This is a genomic window from Streptomyces sp. T028, from assembly GCF_048159505.1.
In the GTDB taxonomy this organism is placed as follows: domain Bacteria; phylum Actinomycetota; class Actinomycetes; order Streptomycetales; family Streptomycetaceae; genus Streptomyces.
The window spans coordinates 44,188-62,547 of record NZ_JBLRVZ010000004.1; the positions used below are offsets into that span (position 1 = coordinate 44,188).

Consider the following 18,360-nt stretch of genomic DNA (forward strand, 5'->3'; position numbering starts at 1 on the left):
GTGCGCTCAGGGTCGTTCTCCACCCACAGGTGCTGTTCGGCGCACCCGCAGGCCCGCTACCTTCGCAGCGTGGCGATGTTCCGACTGCAAGGCAGCAAGGTGCTCGCCGTCGACATGACCGGGGACGCCGTGAAGGCGAAGAACGGCTCGATGGTCGCGTACGACGGTCAGATGGCCTTCAAGAAGCTCAGTGGCGGCGGTGAGGGGATCCGGGGGATGGTCACCCGGCGGCTCACCGGCGAACAGATGACCGTGATGGAGGTGAGAGGACAGGGGACGTGCTGGTTCGCCGACCGCGCATCCGAGATCAACCTCGTCAACCTCCAGGGAGACAAGCTCTACGTGGAGTCGAGCAACCTGCTCGCGACGGACGCGGGCCTGAGGACGGGGACGAGTTTCACCGGCCTGCGCGGCGCCTCCCAGGGCAACGGGCTGTTCACGACGACGGTGGAGGGCCATGGCCAGGCCGCGATCACCTCGGACGGACCGGCCGTGGTGCTGCGTATCAGCCCGCAGTACCCGCTGACCGTCGACCCGGGGGCGTACATCGCGCACCAGGGCAATGTCCGTCAGTCCTTCCAGTCCGGTGTGACGTTCCGCACGTTCATGGGCGAGGGTGGCGGCGAGGCCTTCCAGATCCGCTTCGAGGGGGACGGCCTGGTGTACGTCCAGCCGAGCGAGCGCAACACGATCGCGGGGGACGTCTGAGGTGACCTTCCGAGAGATCAACTCCAAAATGGTCGAGGCGACCGTCGTCCCCGGCCAGCGGCTGTTCAGTCAGCGGGGCGCCATGCTGGCGTACCACGGCGAGGTCTCCTTCACTCCCAACATGCAGGGCGGCCAGGGCGGCGTGATGTCCATGATCGGCCGGCGCCTCGCCAACGAGGACACCCCGCTGATGACGGTCGAGGGCAGCGGCACGGTCCTCTTCGGTCACGGCGGCCACCACGTCCAGGTCATCCGGCTCACCGGCGACACCCTGTACGTGGAGGCGGACCGCCTCCTCGCCTTCGAGGGCACCCTCCAGCAGGGCACGATGTTCCTGGGCTCCCAGGGCGGCGTCATGGGCATGGTCCGGGGCCAGGTCAGCGGCCAGGGCCTGTTCACCACGACGCTGAAGGGACACGGCGCGGTCGCCGTGATGGCCCACGGCGGCGTCTTCGAGATCCCGATCACCCCGCAGCGCCCGGTCCATGTCGACCCCCAGGCCTACGTGGCCCATCACGGCGACGTCCGCAACAAGCTGTCGACGGCGCTCGGCTGGCGGGACATGGTGGGGCGCGGCTCCGGCGAGGCCTTCCAGCTGGAGCTCAGCGGCAGCGGTGCGGTGTTCGTCCAGGCGTCGGAGGAGAAGCTGTGAGCCACTACCCGGGCGCGGGCGCGGGCCCCGCCGGCCCCACCGTGTACGACCCGATGACCCTCCCGGTCGACGACAACGTCAACAGCTACACCTTCTGTGTGGAACTGAAGGGGAGCCAGTGGTTCCTGCAGAAGGGCAAGATGATCGCCTACTACGGCTCGATCGACTTCAACGGCATCGGGCACGGCCGACTGGACCGGCTGGTGCGCACGTCGTTCCATTCGCCTCTGCACGCGAGCGACTGGGTCGTGGCGGAGGGCTCGGGCAAGATGCTCCTCGCCGACCGGGCCTTCGATGTGAACTCGTACGACCTCGAAGACGGCAACCTGACCATTCGCTCGGGCAATCTGCTCGCTTTTCAGCCAAGTCTGTCCCTCAAGCAGTCGATCGTGCCGGGATTTCTCACGCTGATCGGAACCGGCAAGTTCGTGGCCGCATCCAACGGCCCGGTGGTGTTCATGGAACCTCCCCTCCGGGTGGACCCCCAGGCACTCGTCGGCTGGGCCGACTGCCCCTCCCCGTGCCATCACTACGACCACGGGTACATGACAGGTGTCATGGGCGGTCTACGTGCACTGACGGGCCTCGGCGGGGCCTCCGGGGAGGAGCACCAGTTCGAGTTCGTCGGCGCCGGCACGGTGCTGCTGCAGTCGACCGAGACCCTCATGGCCGAGCAGGCCACGGGGGCCGTTCCGCATGAGCCGGGAGTGCCCGGCGGGGGTGGAATGCCAGGTGCCCCGGGTGGGCATGGCGGTCAGAGCGGCGTACCGCGCCTTCCCGGACAGGTGGGAGACCTCCAGCGTCGCTTCGGGCTGTGAGCGGTAGTCTGCGGAGTGTGACATCGAACGCGTGCCCGCCGTCACACCACCGCCACTAGTTCGCCTTTCAACATTTTAGGTAGACTTCACATATGGAGACCGAAACGGCCACGCGCTGGCTGACCGATGCGGAGCAGTGCGCCTGGCGCACCCACCTGGAGGTCAACAGGCTGTTGACGTACCAGCTCGAGAAAGACCTGCAGCCGTTCGGCCTGACCATGAACGACTACGAGATCCTGGTGAACCTCTCCGAGTCGGAGGACGTCCGGATGCGCATGAGCGACCTCGCGTCCGCCACCCTCCAGTCCAAGAGCCGTCTCTCGCACCAGATCACCCGCATGGAGAACGCGAACCTGGTGCGCCGCGAGAACTGCGAGTCCGACCGCCGGGGGCTCTACGCGGTCCTGACCGAGCACGGCATGGAGACCATGATGAAGGTCGCCCCGCATCATGTGGCGTCCGTGCGCCGGCACTTCATCGACCTCCTCGCCCCCGAGACCCTCGTGGACCTCGACAAGTCCCTGAAGCCGATCGCGGAGCATCTGCGCGGCCAGCGGGGACGCCCGTAGACACACCCACGACGCGGACGGGACCAAGTGGGCCCACAGTCTCAGTGACACGCCGTGCAGACGGCGTGTCACTGAGACTCTCGCGTCACCAGGAGGCCGCCGACCGAATTCTGCGAGGTCACGCCGGAACTCGACGGCCGACCCCCTGCGGACGCGCGGTGACGGCCGCAGCCGTCATCAGCACCACCGCGCCCGTCATCGCGAAGCACACCGTCACCGGCGCCCGCCCGGCCAGCGCGCCCGCCACCGCCGTACCGACCGTGCTGCCCGCGTTGACGGCCGTGTTGACCCAGGCCCCGGCCCGCACCCGGGCCTCGGGGGCGGCGCTCTCGTCGGCCATCAGATACCCGGTGGTGATCGTCGGCGACACGAAGAACCCGACGGCCGCGACGGCGGTGGCGAGGGTGATGACACCCGGTGCCAGTCCGGCGGCGCACAGGGCCAGTCCGAGCCCAGCCGTGAGCAGCGGCAGCCGTGCCCCGGGAGCGGCCCGCCAGGAGACGGCCCCGTGCGCCAGCCCGCCGACGGCACTGCCCGCCGACATCGAGGCCAGCAGCCAGGCCGCGCTCGACCCGCCGTACCCACGGCCCTGGGTGAACGCCACGATCAGCAGGTCGGCCACCCCGATCGCGAGCCCCACGGCCGCGGCGGCGGCCACCGGCCGTAGGAGCCGGCGCGGCCCGCCGCCCGCTGTGCGCCGCGCGGTCCGCCTCCCGGGCGGTACCGCCCGCACCGCCGGGGACGCCACGAACGCGGCCGTCCCCACGCCCATCAGGGCCGCGCCGACGAGGATCCCGGCGGCCGGCGGGGCGAAGCCGACGAGGACGCCGACCAGCAGGGGGCCGGTGACGAAGAGGAGTTCCTCGGCGACGCCGTCGAGACTGTAGGCGCGTTGGAGCAGGGCCCGGTCGGGCGTGATCCTCCCCCACAGGGCCCGCATGGTCGGCCCGAGCGGCGGACAGCAGGACCCGGCGGCCGCGGCGAGCAGGGCCAGGGCGAGCGGGGAGGGGCGGGTGAGGCCGAGGGTCAGCAGGGCGAGGAGCGCGAGGTAGGCGGCGTTCATCGCGAGGAGCGCCCGGCGGGGGCCGTACCGGTCGACGAGGGCCGCCCGGGCGGGCGACAGGAAGACGGCGGTGCCGCCGAACAGGGCCATCACGGTGCCCGCGACGGCGTACGAGCCCGAGGCGCGGGTCACGGAGAGCATCACGGACAGCGGGACGATGCCGTACGACAGCCTGCCGAGCAGGGCGGCGGCGAAGGTGCGACGGGCGTGCGGAAGGCGCAGGACGGCGCGATAGGACGCGCGGGAAGCAGGCATGCGGAGAGTTCCTCGGAGGAGGCGTGAGCGGGGACACCTGAGGGCCACCTGTCCACGTCGTGGGGGTGGCGGCTCGGTGCGCGCGCTACGCCAAGGAGAGGAACATGGGGGTCAACGTACCAGCGAGGGCCGCCGTATGACGAGGGATCAGCTCTCGGTGAGGCCCGCGATCAGCTCGTCCGCCGCGCGGTAGGGGTCCAGTTCGCCGGTGACGATCCGTTCGGCGAGGGCGCCGAGGCGGCGGTCGCCGTGGAGGTCGCCGATGCGTCGGCGCAGGGCGGTGACGGCGATCGTCTCGACCTCGCGGGCGGCGCGGGCGCGGCGGCGCTCGGCGAGGACGCCGTGCTCCTCCATCCAGGCGCGGTGTTTCTCCAGGGCCTGGACGACCTCGTCGACGCCCTCGGCGCGGGAGGCGACCGTCTTGACGATCGGCGGGCGCCAGTCGCCGGGTTTGCGGGACTCGCCGAGGCCCAGCATGTGGTTCAGTTCGCGGGCGGTGGCGTCGGCGCCGTCCCGGTCGGCCTTGTTGACGACGTAGACGTCACCGATCTCCAGGATCCCGGCCTTCGCCGCCTGGATGCCGTCGCCCATGCCCGGGGCCAGCAGGACCACGCTGGTGTCCGCCTGGGAGGCGATCTCGACCTCCGACTGGCCGACGCCGACCGTCTCGACGAGGATCACCTCGCAGCCCGCCGCGTCCAGCACCCGGATCGCCTGCGGGGCGGACCAGGCGAGGCCGCCCAGATGGCCCCGGGTGGCCATGGAGCGGATGTAGACGCCGGGGTCGGAGGCATGGTCGGACATCCGCACCCGGTCGCCGAGCAGGGCGCCGCCCGAGAACGGGGACGACGGGTCGACCGCGAGCACGCCGACCCGCCTGCCCTGCTTGCGGTACGCCGTCACCAGCGCGGACGTCGACGTGGACTTGCCGACGCCCGGGGAGCCGGTGAGGCCGACGACGTACGCGTTGCCGGTGAGCGGGGCCAGGGCCGCCATGACCTCGCGGAGCTGCGGGGACGCCCCCTCCACCAGGGAGATCAGCCGGGCCACGGCCCTGGGCCGGCCTTCCCTGGCCTGGGCGACCAGCGAGGAGACGTCCTGCATCACAGCTCCGTTCACCGAATGGTCGTACCGTCAGGACCCGGAACTCAGGCCCTGGGCACGCGCACGATCAGGGCGTCGCCCTGCCCGCCGCCGCCGCACAGCGCGGCCGCGCCGACGCCGCCGCCGCGCCGCCTGAGCTCCAGGGCGAGGCTCAGCACGAGCCGGGCGCCGGACATGCCGATCGGGTGGCCGAGGGCGATCGCACCCCCGTTGACGTTCACCTTTTCCGTGGACACCCCGAGGTCCTTCATTGACTGGACCGCGACGGCGGCGAAGGCCTCGTTGATCTCGATGAGGTCGAGGTCCTCGACGCCGATGCCCTCCTTCTTCAGGGCGTGCGCGATGGCGTTGGAGGGCTGGGACTGCAGCGAGTTGTCCGGGCCCGCCACATTGCCGTGGGCGCCGATCTCGGCGATCCAGGCGAGGCCCAGCTCCTCGGCCTTGGCCTTGCTCATCACGACGACCGCGGCGGCGCCGTCGGAGATCTGCGAGGACGTGCCCGCGGTGATCGTGCCGTCCCTGGTGAAGGCCGGGCGCAGCTTGCCGAGGGACTCCGCGGTGGTGTCGCCGCGGATGCCCTCGTCCTTGCTGAAGACCACCGGGTCGCCCTTGCGCTGCGGGATCTCGACCGGGGTGATCTCGGCCTCGAAGATCCCGTTCTTCTGCGCGGCGGCGGCCCGCTGGTGGGACAGGGCGGCGATCTCGTCCTGCTCGGGGCGCAGGATGCCGAGGCGCGTGTTGTGCTTCTCCGTGGACTCGCCCATGGCGATGTTCTCGAAGGCGTCGGTGAGACCGTCGTACGCCATCGCGTCGAGCATCTCGATCGCGCCGTACTTGAAGCCCTCGCGGGACTTCGGCAGCAGGTGCGGGGCGTTGGTCATGGACTCCTGGCCGCCCGCGACGACCACGTCGAACTCACCCGCGCGGATCAGCTGGTCGGCCAGCGCGATCGCGTCGAGGCCCGACAGACACACCTTGTTGACGGTGAGCGCCGGGACGTTCATCGGGATGCCGGCCTTGACGGCGGCCTGGCGGGCCGGGATCTGGCCCGCGCCGGCCTGGAGCACCTGGCCCATGATCACGTACTGCACCTGGTCGCCGCCGATGCCGGCGCGGTCCAGGGCGGCCTTGATCGCGAAGCCGCCGAGGTCGGCCCCGGAGAAGGACTTCAGCGAGCCCAGCAGACGCCCCATGGGCGTACGGGCGCCCGCGACGATCACCGAGGTCCTGCTGTTCGTTCCAGTCGTTCCAGTCGATCCAGTCATGAGCTGCGATTCCCCTTACCGGCCTGCACTGGCCGAGGAGTGAACGAGGGTTTACCGAGAATGTACTGAGTGGCACTCCGTGCCGTCATCCGCCCTTCAGTGTGATCGCGCGCACGTTGCGTAACCATCTCCGCCGCGCTCCACTAACACCATGCTGACGCGAATCGACCACATCGGGATCGCCTGTCACGACCTCGACGCGACCGTCGAGTTCTACCGCTCCACGTACGGCTTCGAGGTGTTCCACTCGGAGATCAACGAGGAGCAGGGCGTCCGGGAAGCCATGCTCAAGATCAACGACACCTCCGACGGCGGCGCCTCCTACCTGCAGCTTCTGGAGCCGACCCGCCCGGACTCCACCGTAGCCAAGTGGCTCGACAAGAACGGCGAGGGAGTCCACCACATCGCTTTCGGTACGGCGGATGTGGATGCGGACGCCGCGGACATCCGCTCCAAGGGCGTACGCGTTCTGTACGAAGAGCCGCGACGCGGCTCCATGGGGTCACGAATCACCTTCCTGCACCCCAAGGATTGCCACGGAGTACTGACAGAACTGGTCACTTCGGCGGCTGTTGAGTCACCTGAGCACTGACCCTCGTACATATGGGCCGGTAGGGTTGGGGGCGGTCGTCGCTCCCATCAGGGCGACCGGTCCTGCTGCCTTGGACGGCGGGACGTTGCCGGGGTCCGGGTTTCGGGGGACGAGCGTCGGGGCAGCAGCCCATGCTCCGTCGTTGATCTGACACCATTCCCCGGGGGCCCCGTTCGGCGGATGGACGGAGCTCGTTCGGGAAGCTTGCGACCAGGGACGGATGGGACCGCGCAGTGCGGGGCTACGAGAGCCAGGAGCGGGAACCGGCGGCTGACGTCGACCACCTCACACGGTTCGAAGCCGAGATGAAGCGGCTGAAGACCGAGCGTGAGAAGGCGATCCAGCATGCCGAGGACCTCGGCTACCAGGTCGAGGTGCTGCGCGCCAAGTTGCACGAGGCGCGCCGCACACTCATGTCCCGGCCGTCCTTCGACGGCGGCGACCTCGGGTACCAGGCCGAGCAGCTGCTGCGCAACGCGCAGATGCAGGCCGACCAGCTGCGCCAGGACGCCGAGCGCGAGCTCAGCCAGGTCCGCGCGCAGACCCAGCGCATCCTCCAGGAGCACGCCGAGCAGGCGGCCCGGCTCCAGGCCGAGCTGCACCAGGAGGCCGTCAGCCGCCGCCAGCAGCTCGACCAGGAGCTGGCGGAGCGCCGGCAGACCGTCGAGTCGCACGTCAACGAGAACGTGGCGTGGGCGGAGCAGCTGCGCGCCCGCACCGAGGCCCAGGCCCGCCGGCTGCTGGACGAGTCGCGCGCCGAGGCCGAGCAGGCCGTGGCCGCCGCCCGCGCCGAGGCCGAACGGGTGGCCGCGGAGGCCCGCCAGCGGCTCCAGGCCGACGCGGAGCAGACGCGTGCGGAGGCCGAGCAGCTTCTGCTGCGCGCCCGCACCGACGCCGAGCGGATGCTGAACGCCGCCTCCACCCAGGCCCAGGAGGCCACCGACCACGCCGAGGCGCTGCGCAGCTCCACGGTGAACGAATCGGACACGGCCCGCCGCCAGGCCGGTGAGCTCAGCCGCGCCGCCGAGACCCGGATGGCCGAGGCGGAGGAGGCGCTGCGCAAGGCGCAGTCCGAGGCCGACAAGGTCGTCGCCGAGGCCAAGGCCGCCGCCGAGAAGGCGCTCGCGAGCGCCGAGTCGGCCAACGAACAGCGCACCCGTACGGCGAAGGAGCAGGTCGCCCGGCTGGTCACCGAGGCCAGCCAGGAGGCCGAGGCCACCAAGGCGGACGCCGAGCAGGTCGTCGCCGACGCCCGCGCCGAGGCCGAGAAGATCGTCGCGGAGGCCTCCGAGAAGGCCCGCACGATCACCGCCGAGGAGAGCGCCACCCAGCTGTCGAAGGCGGCCAAGACCGCCGAGGACGTCCTCAACAAGGCGCAGGAGGACGCGCAGCGGACCACCAGGGCCGCCGCCGAGGAGGCCGAGCGGATCCGTCGCGAGGCGGAGGCCGAGGCGGACCGGCTGCGCTCCGAGGCGTACGACATCGCCGAGCAGCTCAAGGGCTCCGCGAAGGACGACACCAAGGAGTACCGCGCCAAGACGGTCGAGCTGCAGGAGGAGGCCCGCCGGCTGCGTGGTGAGGCCGAGCAGCTGCGCTCCGACGCGGTCGCCGAGGGCGAGAAGATCCGCGCGGAGGCCCGCAAGGAGGCCGTCCAGCAGATCGAGGAGGCCGCCCGGTCGGCCGAGGAGCTGCTGTCCAAGGCGAAGGCCGACGCGGACGAGCTGCGCCAGAAGGCCACGGCGGACAGCGAGAAGGTCCGCACCGAGGCCATCGAGCGCGCCACCACGCTGCGCCGGCAGGCCGAGGAGACCCTGGAGCGCACCCGCGCCGAGGCCGAGCGCTCCCGCGAGGAGGCGGTGGAGCTCGCCGAGACCATCACCTCGAACGCCGAGCGTGCGGCGGAGGAGCTGCGCGAGGAGACCGAGCGGGGGATCGAGGCCCGGCAGGCGGAGGCCGCCGAGGAGCTGACCCGGCTGCACACCGAGGCCGAGGCGCGGCTCGCCTCCGCCGAGCAGGCGCTGACGGACGCCCGTGAGGAGGCCGCGCGGATCCGCCGTGAGGCCGCCGACGAGGCCGACCGGCTGCGCACCGAGGCCGGCGAGCGGATCCGTACGCTGCAGCAGCAGGCCGCCGACGAGGCCGACCGGCTGCGCACCGAGGCCGCCTCCGACGCGTCCGCCTCGCGGGCCGAGGGCGAGGCCGTCGCCGTACGCCTGAGGTCGGAGGCCGCCGCCGAGGCCGAGCGGCTGAAGAACGAGGCGCAGGACTACGCCGACCGGGTGCGCGCGGAGTCCACGGCCGCCGCCGAGCGGCTGGCCGACGAGGCGACCGAGACGCTGGACGCCGCCCAGGAGGAGGCCGTCCGCCGGCGCCGCGAGGCCGAGGAACTCCTCGGCTCCGCCCGCCAGGAGGCCGACCAGGAGCGCGAGCGGGCCCGGGCGCAGTCCGAGGAACTGCTGGCCTCGGCGCGCAACCGCGTGGAGGAGTCACAGACCGAGGCGGTCCGCCTGGTCGAGGAGGCCGACCGGCGCGCCGTCGAAATGGTCAGCGCTGCCGAACAGCACGCGCAGCAGGTCCGGGACTCCGTGACCGGGCTGCACGAGCAGGCCCAGGAGGAGATCAACGGGCTGCGCTCGGCCGCCGAACACGCCGCGGACCGTACCCGGCGGGAGGCCGAGGAGGAGTCGGACCGGGTCCGTTCCGACGCCTACGCCGAGCGGGAGCGGGCCAGCGAGGACGCGAGCAGGATCCGCCGCGAGGCGAGCGAGGCCGCCGAGGCCGCGCAGGAACTGGCCGAGCGGACCGTCGGCGAGGCGATCGCGGAGGCCGAGCGGCTGCGCGCGGAGTCCTCGGCGTACGCCCAGCGGGTGCGCACGGAGGCCTCGGACGCGCTGGCGGAGGCCGACCAGGCCGCGGCCCGCACCCGGGCCGACGCCCGCGAGGACGCCAACCGGATCCGCTCGGACGCGGCGACCCAGGCGGACACCCTCATCACCGAGGCGCGCGGCGAGGCCGAGCGGCTGCAGACGGAGACCATCGCCGAGGCGGAGCGGCTGACGGCCGACACGGCCGCGGAGGCCGAGCGGGTGCGTGCCGAGTCGGTCGCCAGGGCGGAGAAGCTGATCCAGGACGCGAGCGGGGACGCGGAGCGGCTGCGGGCCGAGGCCGCCGAGACGGTGGGGTCGGCGCAGCAGGCCGCCGAGCGGATCCGTCTGGAGTCGGAGCGGGTCAAGGCGCAGGCGGCGGCGGAGGCCGACCGCATGCTGAGCGTGGCCCGCGACGAGGCCGACGAGACGCTGGACGCCTCCCGCAAGGAGGCCAACAAGCGGCGCTCCGAGGCGGCCGAGCAGGTCGACACGCTCATCACGGAGACCACCGCCGAGGTCGACAAGCTGCTGGCGGAGGCGCAGGAGCAGGCGCTGCAGACCACCGCGGACGCCGAGACGCAGGCCGACACGATGGTGGGCGCGGCCCGCACCGAGGCCGACCGGCTGGTCGCCGAGGCGACCCGCGAGGGCAACAGCCGGGTGGAGAAGGCTCGTACGGACGCGGACGAGCTGCTCGTCGGCGCCCGCCGGGACGCCACCGCGATCAGGGAGCGGGCGGAGGAGCTGCGCGACCGGATCACGGCCGAGATCGAGTCGCTGCACGAGCGGGCCCGCCGCGAGGCCGCCGAGACGATGAGGTCGACCGGCGACCGCTGCGACGCGCTCATCAAGGCGTCCGAGGAGCAGCTCGCCAAGGCGCAGGCCAAGGCGAAGGAGCTGGTGTCGGAGGCCAACTCCGAGGCCGGCAAGGTCCGCATCGCCGCCGTGAAGAAGGCGGAGGGCCTGCTGAAGGAGGCCGAGCAGAAGAAGTCGACGCTGGTCAGGGAGGCCGAGGAGCTCAAGGCCGAGGCGATCCGCGAGGCGCGGCGCACGGTCGAGGAGGGCAAGCGCGAGCTGGAGGTCCTGGTGCGCCGGCGCGAGGACATCAACGCCGAGATCTCCCGGGTCCAGGACGTGCTGGAGGCGCTGGAGTCCTTCGAGATCCCGTCCGCGGGCAAGGACGGGAGTGTCAGGGCGGGCGCGAGCATCGGCGCGCCGCGATCGGGCGGGAAACCCTCTGACGGCTAACGGAATGTGTGGATTGCGTTAAAGTCTGGCCACTTACCCTGAGTTTTTGGCAAGGGGTGCGGCGTCCAGCCACCCAAAAGGGGTGTCATTCCTCAGATCAAACACGCATACGCTCGATGACACAGCGCTCTGGCCCCTAGGATTCCACCTATCACCTCACCGGTCTCATTCGACAGGAACCCCATGAGCGACACTTCCCCCTACGGCTTCGAGCTAGTGCGGCGTGGGTACGACCGCGCTCAGGTGGACGAACGGATCTCCAAGCTCGTCTCCGACCGTGACAGCGCTCTCGCCCGCATCACCGCTCTGGAAAAGCGCATCGAGGAGCTCCACCTCGAGACGCAGAACGCCCAGGCCCAGGTAACCGACGCGGAGCCGTCGTACGCCGGTCTCGGCGCGCGTGTCGAGAAGATCCTCCGCCTCGCCGAGGAAGAGGCCAAGGATCTGCGCGAGGAGGCCCGTCGCGCGTCCGAGCAGCACCGCGAGCTCGCCGAGTCGGCGGCCCAGCAGGTGCGCAACGACGCGGAGTCGTTCGCTGCCGACCGCAAGGCCAAGGCGGAGGACGAGGGCGTCCGGATCGTCGAGAAGGCCAAGAGCGACGCGGCGCAGCTGCGCCAGGAGGCCCAGAAGGACGCGCAGTCCAAGCGCGAGGAGGCGGACGCCCTCTTCGAGGAGACCCGCGCCAAGGCCGCGCAGGCCGCCGCCGACTTCGAGACCAACCTGGCCAAGCGCCGCGAGCAGTCCGAGCGCGACCTGGCGTCCCGTCAGCAGAAGGCGGAGAAGCGGCTCGCGGAGATCGAGCACCGCGCGGAGCAGCTGCGCCTGGAGGCGGAGAAGCTGCGCACGGACGCCGAGCGCCGCGCCCGCCAGACCGTCGAGACGGCGCAGCGTCAGGCCGAGGACATCGTGGCCGACGCCAACGCCAAGGCGGACCGGATCCGTTCGGAATCCGAGCGCGAGCTGGCGGCCCTCACCAACCGCCGCGACAGCATCAACGCCCAGCTGACGAACGTCCGCGAGATGCTCGCCACGCTGACCGGTGCCGCGGTGGCCGCGGCCGGCGCGCCGTCCACGGACGACGAGCCGATGTCCCGCGGGGTGCCAGCGCAGCAGTCCCGGTAACCCTCGGGGTACCCCGGCCGAACGTCGGGCGAAGCCCGCTGCCAGCGGTGGCAGCGGGCTTCGTGGCGTTCTAGCGTGGCCGCATGATCGAGCTCGAGGGCCTGACGAAGCGGTACGGCGAGAAGGTCGCGGTCGACGGTCTGACGTTCACCGTCAGACCGGGCATGGTCACGGGCTTCCTCGGGCCCAACGGCGCCGGCAAGTCCACGACCATGCGGATGATGCTGGGCCTGGACCGGCCGACCGCCGGGGACGTGCGGATCGACGGCAGGCACTACGACTCCCTCAGGGACCCCCTGACGTACATCGGCGCGCTGCTGGACGCCAAGGCCGTGCACGGCGGGCGCAGCGCCTTCAACCATCTGCTGTGTCTGGCGCAGAGCAACGGCATCCCGAAGGCCCGGGTGCACGAGGTGCTGGACACCGTCGGGCTGACGGCGGTGGCACGGAAGAAGGCCAAGGGGTTCTCGCTGGGCATGGGGCAGCGGCTGGGCATCGCGGGCGCGCTCCTCGGCGACCCGAGGATCCTGATGTTCGACGAACCGGTGAACGGCCTCGACCCCGAGGGCATCCACTGGATCCGCAATCTGATGAAGTCGCTGGCCGCGCAGGGGCGGACGGTGTTCGTGTCGTCGCATCTGATGAGCGAGATGGCGCTGACCGCCGAGCATCTCGTCGTCATCGGGCAGGGCAGGCTGCTCGCCGACACCTCGATGGCCGATTTCATCGCCCGCAACTCCCGGGCGTACGTCCGGATCCGCACCCCGCAGCGCGAGCGGCTGCTGGACGTGCTGCACGACGCCGGGGTGACAGCCGTCGAGAACGGCGACGGGGTGCTGGAGGTGGACGGGGGCAAGCCGGAGCAGATCGGTGAGCTCGCCGCCCGGCACGGGGTCGTGCTGCATGAGCTCAGCCCGCAGCAGGCCTCGCTGGAGGAGGCGTTCATGCAGCTCACCGCCGAGTCGGTGGAGTACCACGCGCACAGCCGGGGACCCGCGGACCGGCAGTGGGGCGACGACTGGACGAGGAGGGGCTGACCATGGCGACGATCCAGGTGGTCCGGTCCGAGTGGACCAAGATCCGGTCGGTGGCGTCCACCGTGTGGACACTCTCGCTCGCCGTGGTGGTCACCCTCGCGCTCGGCATGCTGATCTCGGCGCTGTCGAAGCACGAGTACGACACGATGAGCGCCGACCGCCGGCTGGACTTCGACCCGACGTACATCAGTTTCGCGGGGATGAGCCTCGGGCAGCTGGCGATGATCGTGTTCGGGGTGCTGGTGGTGTCCAACGAGTACAGCACCGGCATGATCCGCACCTCGCTGGCGGCCGTGCCCCAGCGCGGCACCTTCCTCTTCAGCAAGATCGCGGTGGCCACGGGGCTGGCCCTCGCCGTGGGGCTCGCGACGAGCTTCGTCACCTTCTTCCTGGGGCAGGCGATGCTCGGCTCCTACGGCGCGGACCTCGGGGACCCGGGGGTGCTGCGGGCGGTGATCGGCGGCGGGCTCTACATGACGCTCATCGCCGTGTTCTCCATGGGCGTGGCCACCATGCTGCGTTCGCCGATGCTGTCGCTGGGCATCCTGATGCCGTTCTTCTTCCTGATCTCCAACATCCTCGGCAATGTGCCGGCCACGCGGAAGGTGGGCCGCTATCTGCCCGACCAGGCGGGCAGCAGGATCATGCAGGTGGTCACCCCGGTCGACGACAGCACTCCGTACGGGCCCTGGGGCGGGCTCGCGATCATGGTGGCGTGGGTGGCGGCGGCGCTCGCCGGGGGCTGGCTGCTCCTGCGGAGACGAGACGCGTGAACCTCTGGGCTTTACCTTCATTTGAGCGGAACCGTCAGCGCCTCGCTAAGCTCCTAACCCTTACGGGGGCGTGTGCCCCGCTTTCCTGAACCTGTCGATGGGTGCGGAGCATGATCGAGGCAGTCGGCCTGACCAAGCGCTACGGCGACAAGACCGCTGTGTACAACCTTTCCTTCCAGGTACGGCCGGGCGCCGTCACCGGCTTCCTCGGGCCGAACGGCTCGGGCAAGTCGACGACGATGAGGATGATCCTCGGCCTGGACAACCCCACCGCGGGGACGGTCACGATCGGCGGCTACCCGTACCGCAGGCTGCCGAACGCGGCCCGGCAGGTCGGTGCGCTGCTGGACGCCAAGGCCGTGCACGGCGGCCGGTCCGCCCGCAGCCATCTGCTGTCCCTGGCCCAGCTGTCGGGCATCCCGTCCCGACGGGTGGACGAGGTGCTCGGTGTGGTCGGCCTCCAGGACGTGGCGAAGCGGCGGTCCAAGGGGTTCTCGCTCGGTATGGGGCAGCGGCTCGGGATCGCGGCGGCGCTGCTCGGCGATCCGCAGGTGCTGCTGTTCGACGAGCCGGTCAACGGCCTCGACCCCGAGGGCATCCTCTGGGTGCGCAACCTGATGAAGTCCCTCGCGGCGGAGGGCCGCACGGTCTTCGTCTCCTCGCACCTGATGAGCGAGATGGCGCTGACCGCGGACCATCTGATCGTGATCGGACGCGGTCAGCTGCTGTCCGACATGAGCGTGAGGGACTTCATCTCGGCGAACTCCGCCGACTTCGCGCGCGTCCGCACCCCGCAGACCGAGCCGCAGCTCCGCGAGAAGCTCGCGGGGGCGCTGACGGCGGCGGGCGGCCATGTCCTGCCGGAGCAGGACGGCGCCCTGCGCGTGACCGGACTGGCGCTCCCGCGCATCAGCGACATCGCCCACGACACGGACGTACGCCTGTGGGAGCTGTCGCCGCACCAGGCCTCGCTGGAGGAGGCGTACATGCGGATGACGCAGGGCGCCGTCGACTACCGTTCGACCACCGACCAGAAGGCCGGCCTCCAGCAGCCGCTGCCGCCCGGCGCCACAGCGCCCATGCCGGTCCCCGGCCAGGGCCAGCCCGGCTGGTACGCCCCACCGCCCCCACAGCAGCCCGCACAGCCCTACGGCGGCTACAGCACCCCGCCGCCCCCGAACGGGGCCAACCCGTACGCCCAGGGACCGGCAGCGCCCACCCCGCCGGACACCCCGGGGCCCCCGGCCGGAACCCCGGCACGACCCACCGGCACCGCGAGCCCCGCCCACCCGGCCACCCCGGCAGGGGGCACAGCGCCTCCCCCGGCGCCCGCCACCCCGCAGGACCAGGTCGCGCCCCCGGCGGGCGCCGCCCCGGCAAGGGGCCCCGCGGGCGCCCGCCACGCACCCGCAGGGAGCCCGGCCGCCGACCCCGCGCCGCAGGCCCCGGCACGGACCACGCCGGCCGGAGGCACGGTGCCTTCCCCGGCGCCCGCCGCCCCGCAGGACCAGGTCGCGCCCCCGGCGGGCGCCGCCCCGGCAAGGGGCCCCGCGGGCGCCCGCCACGCACCCGCAGGGAGCCCGGCCGCCGCCCCCGCACCGCAGGCCCCGGCGGGAAGCCAGGCACCGGTCGGTGCGCCCGCCGCGCCGGCACCGGCCGCCCCGGCCACAGGCCAGGCGGCCGCCTCGCTTGCGAAAGCGGCCGCGCCCGTCTCCGACGCCGCCGCCCCGACGACTCAGCCCGAGGACGCCCGATGAGCACCCCGCAGCACCCGTCCCCGCAGGCCGCCGCGCCCGTCTGGCAGGGGGCGCCCGGTCCCTCGTACGCCGCGCCGGGGGTCTTCCCGGGCTACACCTCGCCGATCCCGGTCGTGCGCACGCACCTCGGGCACGCCATCGCCTCCGAGTGGACGAAGATCCGGTCGGTGCGGTCGACGATGTGGACGCTCGGGGTGTTCGTGCTCCTCGTCGTCGGCATCGGGATGATGGTCGCGCTGATCGTCGACGCCAACGCCACGGAGAACGACCTCGCGGGCGAGAGCCCGCTGTCGTTCGGCTTCTTCGGCGTGCTCCTGGGCAGCATGCCGATCATCACGCTCGGCGTGCTCACCACCGCCTCCGAGTACGGCACCGGCATGATCCGCACCACGATGGTCGCCTGCCCCTCACGCGGCCGGGTCCTCGCGGCGAAGGGCATCGTGTTCTTCGCGATCTCCTTCGTCGTGACCCTGGTCTCCACGGGATTCGTCGCCATGGTGGACGCGGCGCTGTTCACCGGCGCGCGCGAGCCCTCGGGCGGCGAGTGGATGAAGGCCACCTTCGGTGTGTCCCTCTACATCGCGCTGCTGGGGCTGCTGTCCCTCGCCGTCGGCTCGGTCATCCGCCACTCGGCGGGCGCCATCACCCTCATGATCGGCCTGCTCCTGGCCCCGCTGGTCATCGCGCTCTTCATGTTCGCCGAGTCCCTGCAGAAGCTCCGCGAGGCCCTGTTCGAGTACTCGATCCCCAGCCAGCTCGGCGTCTGGTACTCCACCCAGCTCAGCGAGACCGGCCCCTCCGGCTGGGACCCGCTGTGGATCGCGCTCGGCGTCACGGCCGTGGCGTTCGGCGCCGCGTTCGCCCTGCTGGAGAAGCGGGACGTGTAACCCGCACCGAGGCTCCCTCAGAAGCGAGGCGCGTTACGGGACCGCCGCACCCCCGGGTTGCGGCGGTCCCTCGCGTTCCAGCAGGCCTTGTGCCAGTGGCGGCGGTCGTCGACGCCCGCGTGCTCGGGCCAGACGACGACATGCGGCACCCCGTCGGGGATCATCTGGTCGCAGCCGGGGCACCGGTAGCTCTTGCCCTGCGCGCTCGCGCCGGCCACATGCCGTACGCTCCACTCCTCGCCCTGCCAGCTCACCGAGGACTGCCAGCCGCCGTACCGGCTCGCGCGGTCGTCCTCGGCGCCACGCCCGGACGAACCGGACGAGCCTGACGAGTCGGCACCCTTGGGTCGGTTGCGACGCGGGGACACGGAACACCTCACGGGGCTATACAGGAAGCAGGGTTCCCGTCCAGCCTACGCGGCACCGGCCCGGGTACCCGGAAGGGACCGAACCCCACAAGTCCCCCTGCCCGGAACCCCATTCTGCAGACAATCGGCAAATCTCTCCGCCAGGCCGTGTCCTCGGCACGTGTCAGACGGTTATGCCGGGCGGGGGAGCTCCGTGTCGGAGCCAAGGAAGCAGGAAAGTCCATGCGCGTTGGTAGTTTCGTGTTGGGTGCCCAGTTCCCCGGGCAGGGCCAGGGAGAGGCGCTGCATCGCGCGGTCCGCTCCGCGGAGGTCGCCGAGGAGTCGGGCCTGGACTCGGTCTGGCTGGGCGAGCACCACTTCGTGCCGTACGGCACCTGCCCGTCGGCGGTCACGCTCGCAGCTCTGCTGCTGGGCCGCACCCGGCGCATCCGCGTCGGTACGGCGGTGAGCGTCCTGCCCACCGTCCACCCCGTCGCCCTCGGCGAACAGGCCGCGCTGCTGCATCTGACGAGCGGCGGCCGGTTCTCGCTGGGCGTGGGCCGCGGCGGGCCCTGGGTCGATCTGGAGGTGTTCGGGTCGGGCCTCGCGGCGTACGAGACGGGGTTCCCGGAATCACTCGATCTGCTGGTGCGCTGGCTGCGCGAGCCGTCCGTGGGAGCCGACGGCGAGCGCTTCCGCTTCCGTGAAGTCCCCGTCGTACCACGCCCGTCGGAGGCCCTGACGGACACCGAAGGGCCGGAGGTGATCGTCGCGTGCACCTCGCCGTCGAGTGTGCGGCTGGCCGCCGAGCGCGGGCTGCCGATGCTGCTCGGGATGCACGTCGGGGACGAGGAGAAGGCCGAGATGGTGGCCGCGTGGCGGCAGTACGCGCGCGCGGCGGGGCGCTCCGGCGACGAGATCCGGGCCGCGGCCCATGTCTCGGCGGGCGTCTGCCAGCTCGCGGACCGGCGCACGGACGCGGTGGAGGCCCTGGTGAAGGCGATGCCGGGTTGGCTCAGGCAGGGGCTCGACGCCCATGTGACGGTGGACGGCCGCGCCCGCTCGATGCGGGACCCGGTGGCGTACACCGAACTGCTCTGCGGGCTGCACCCGGTGGGCACCCCGCGGCTGTGCGTCGACCGTCTGGCGGCGACCGGCGAACGGACCGGCATCTCGCGCTTCGCCCTGCTCGTGGAGGGCTCGGGCGACCTGGCGGCCACGGAGGAGAACGTACGGCGGCTGGGCGCGGAGGTACTCCCCCACCTCCGCTGACACCCATGCCGAACGGCCCTGCGG

The 18,360-nt window shown here is 71.8% G+C and carries 15 protein-coding genes and 1 pseudogene; 12 read left to right on the forward strand and 4 right to left on the reverse strand.

From position 1 onward, the window contains the following. Nucleotides 1-75 precede the first annotated feature (75 nt). The 4 genes from ACLZN2_RS03565 to ACLZN2_RS03580 all read left to right on the forward strand — a co-directional run bounded on the left by ACLZN2_RS03565 (nt 76) and on the right by ACLZN2_RS03580 (nt 2,747). Nucleotides 76-708, forward strand: a complete 633-nt coding sequence (locus tag ACLZN2_RS03565; protein WP_416977004.1) for an AIM24 family protein — start codon at nt 76-78, stop codon at nt 706-708. Between the two features lies 1 nt (nt 709). Further along, a complete protein-coding gene (locus ACLZN2_RS03570; RefSeq protein WP_416976854.1) occupies nt 710-1,360 on the forward strand; it encodes an AIM24 family protein in 651 nt (216 codons plus the stop codon). A 53-nt stretch (nt 1,361-1,413) separates the two neighbouring features. Beyond that, complete coding sequence (locus ACLZN2_RS03575; RefSeq protein ID WP_416977005.1) at nt 1,414-2,178, forward strand: AIM24 family protein; 765 nt, start codon at nt 1,414-1,416, stop codon at nt 2,176-2,178. A gap of 92 nt (nt 2,179-2,270) precedes the next feature. Beyond that, complete coding sequence (locus tag ACLZN2_RS03580) at nt 2,271-2,747, forward strand: MarR family winged helix-turn-helix transcriptional regulator (RefSeq protein ID WP_416976855.1); 477 nt, start codon at nt 2,271-2,273, stop codon at nt 2,745-2,747. Between the two features lie 118 nt (nt 2,748-2,865). Here ACLZN2_RS03580 and ACLZN2_RS03585 read toward each other — a convergent pair whose 3' ends face one another. The 3 genes from ACLZN2_RS03585 to ACLZN2_RS03595 all read right to left on the reverse strand — a co-directional run bounded on the left by ACLZN2_RS03585 (nt 2,866) and on the right by ACLZN2_RS03595 (nt 6,434). Continuing rightward, nucleotides 2,866-4,065 carry an MFS transporter gene (locus ACLZN2_RS03585; RefSeq protein WP_416976856.1) on the reverse strand — a complete coding sequence of 400 codons (1,200 nt, stop codon included), beginning with the start codon at nt 4,063-4,065 and terminating at the stop codon, nt 2,866-2,868. A 147-nt stretch (nt 4,066-4,212) separates the two neighbouring features. Continuing rightward, nucleotides 4,213-5,169, reverse strand: a complete 957-nt coding sequence (gene meaB, locus ACLZN2_RS03590; protein ID WP_416977006.1) for a methylmalonyl Co-A mutase-associated GTPase MeaB — start codon at nt 5,167-5,169, stop codon at nt 4,213-4,215. A gap of 44 nt (nt 5,170-5,213) precedes the next feature. Continuing rightward, nucleotides 5,214-6,434 carry an acetyl-CoA C-acetyltransferase gene (locus ACLZN2_RS03595; RefSeq protein ID WP_416976857.1) on the reverse strand — a complete coding sequence of 407 codons (1,221 nt, stop codon included), beginning with the start codon at nt 6,432-6,434 and terminating at the stop codon, nt 5,214-5,216. Nucleotides 6,435-6,585: 151 nt separating this feature from the next. Between ACLZN2_RS03595 and mce the strand changes: the two genes are divergently transcribed. From mce to ACLZN2_RS03630, 7 genes and pseudogenes are all read left to right on the forward strand, one after another. Further along, nucleotides 6,586-7,026, forward strand: a complete 441-nt coding sequence (mce, locus tag ACLZN2_RS03600) for a methylmalonyl-CoA epimerase (RefSeq protein ID WP_416976858.1) — start codon at nt 6,586-6,588, stop codon at nt 7,024-7,026. Between the two features lie 233 nt (nt 7,027-7,259). Further along, entirely contained in the window at nt 7,260-11,141 is a 3,882-nt protein-coding gene (gene scy, locus ACLZN2_RS03605) for a polarized growth protein Scy (RefSeq protein WP_416976859.1), read from the forward strand. 183 nt (nt 11,142-11,324) lie between these two features. Next, nucleotides 11,325-12,263, forward strand: a complete 939-nt coding sequence (locus ACLZN2_RS03610; protein WP_416976860.1) for a cellulose-binding protein — start codon at nt 11,325-11,327, stop codon at nt 12,261-12,263. 83 nt (nt 12,264-12,346) lie between these two features. Next, nucleotides 12,347-13,300, forward strand: a complete 954-nt coding sequence (locus ACLZN2_RS03615; RefSeq protein WP_416976861.1) for an ABC transporter ATP-binding protein — start codon at nt 12,347-12,349, stop codon at nt 13,298-13,300. A 2-nt stretch (nt 13,301-13,302) separates the two neighbouring features. After that, complete coding sequence (locus tag ACLZN2_RS03620; protein WP_416976862.1) at nt 13,303-14,073, forward strand: ABC transporter permease; 771 nt, start codon at nt 13,303-13,305, stop codon at nt 14,071-14,073. Between the two features lie 110 nt (nt 14,074-14,183). Then, nucleotides 14,184-15,452: pseudogene (locus tag ACLZN2_RS03625) on the forward strand (ABC transporter ATP-binding protein); the annotation flags it as partial. 374 nt (nt 15,453-15,826) lie between these two features. Beyond that, nucleotides 15,827-16,717 carry an ABC transporter permease gene (locus ACLZN2_RS03630; protein ID WP_416976863.1) on the forward strand — a complete coding sequence of 297 codons (891 nt, stop codon included), beginning with the start codon at nt 15,827-15,829 and terminating at the stop codon, nt 16,715-16,717. Nucleotides 16,718-16,734: 17 nt separating this feature from the next. On the opposite strand, the gene ACLZN2_RS03635 is transcribed toward ACLZN2_RS03630, so the two are convergent. Then, nucleotides 16,735-17,085: an ATP/GTP-binding protein gene (locus ACLZN2_RS03635; protein WP_416976864.1), complete on the reverse strand. Its 351-nt coding sequence runs from the start codon at nt 17,083-17,085 to the stop codon at nt 16,735-16,737. Nucleotides 17,086-17,307: 222 nt separating this feature from the next. On the opposite strand from ACLZN2_RS03635, the gene ACLZN2_RS03640 reads away from it, so the two are divergent. Further along, nucleotides 17,308-18,336, forward strand: coding sequence for an LLM class flavin-dependent oxidoreductase (locus ACLZN2_RS03640; protein ID WP_416976865.1), 1,029 nt, complete (start codon nt 17,308-17,310; stop codon nt 18,334-18,336). Nucleotides 18,337-18,360 lie beyond the last annotated feature (24 nt).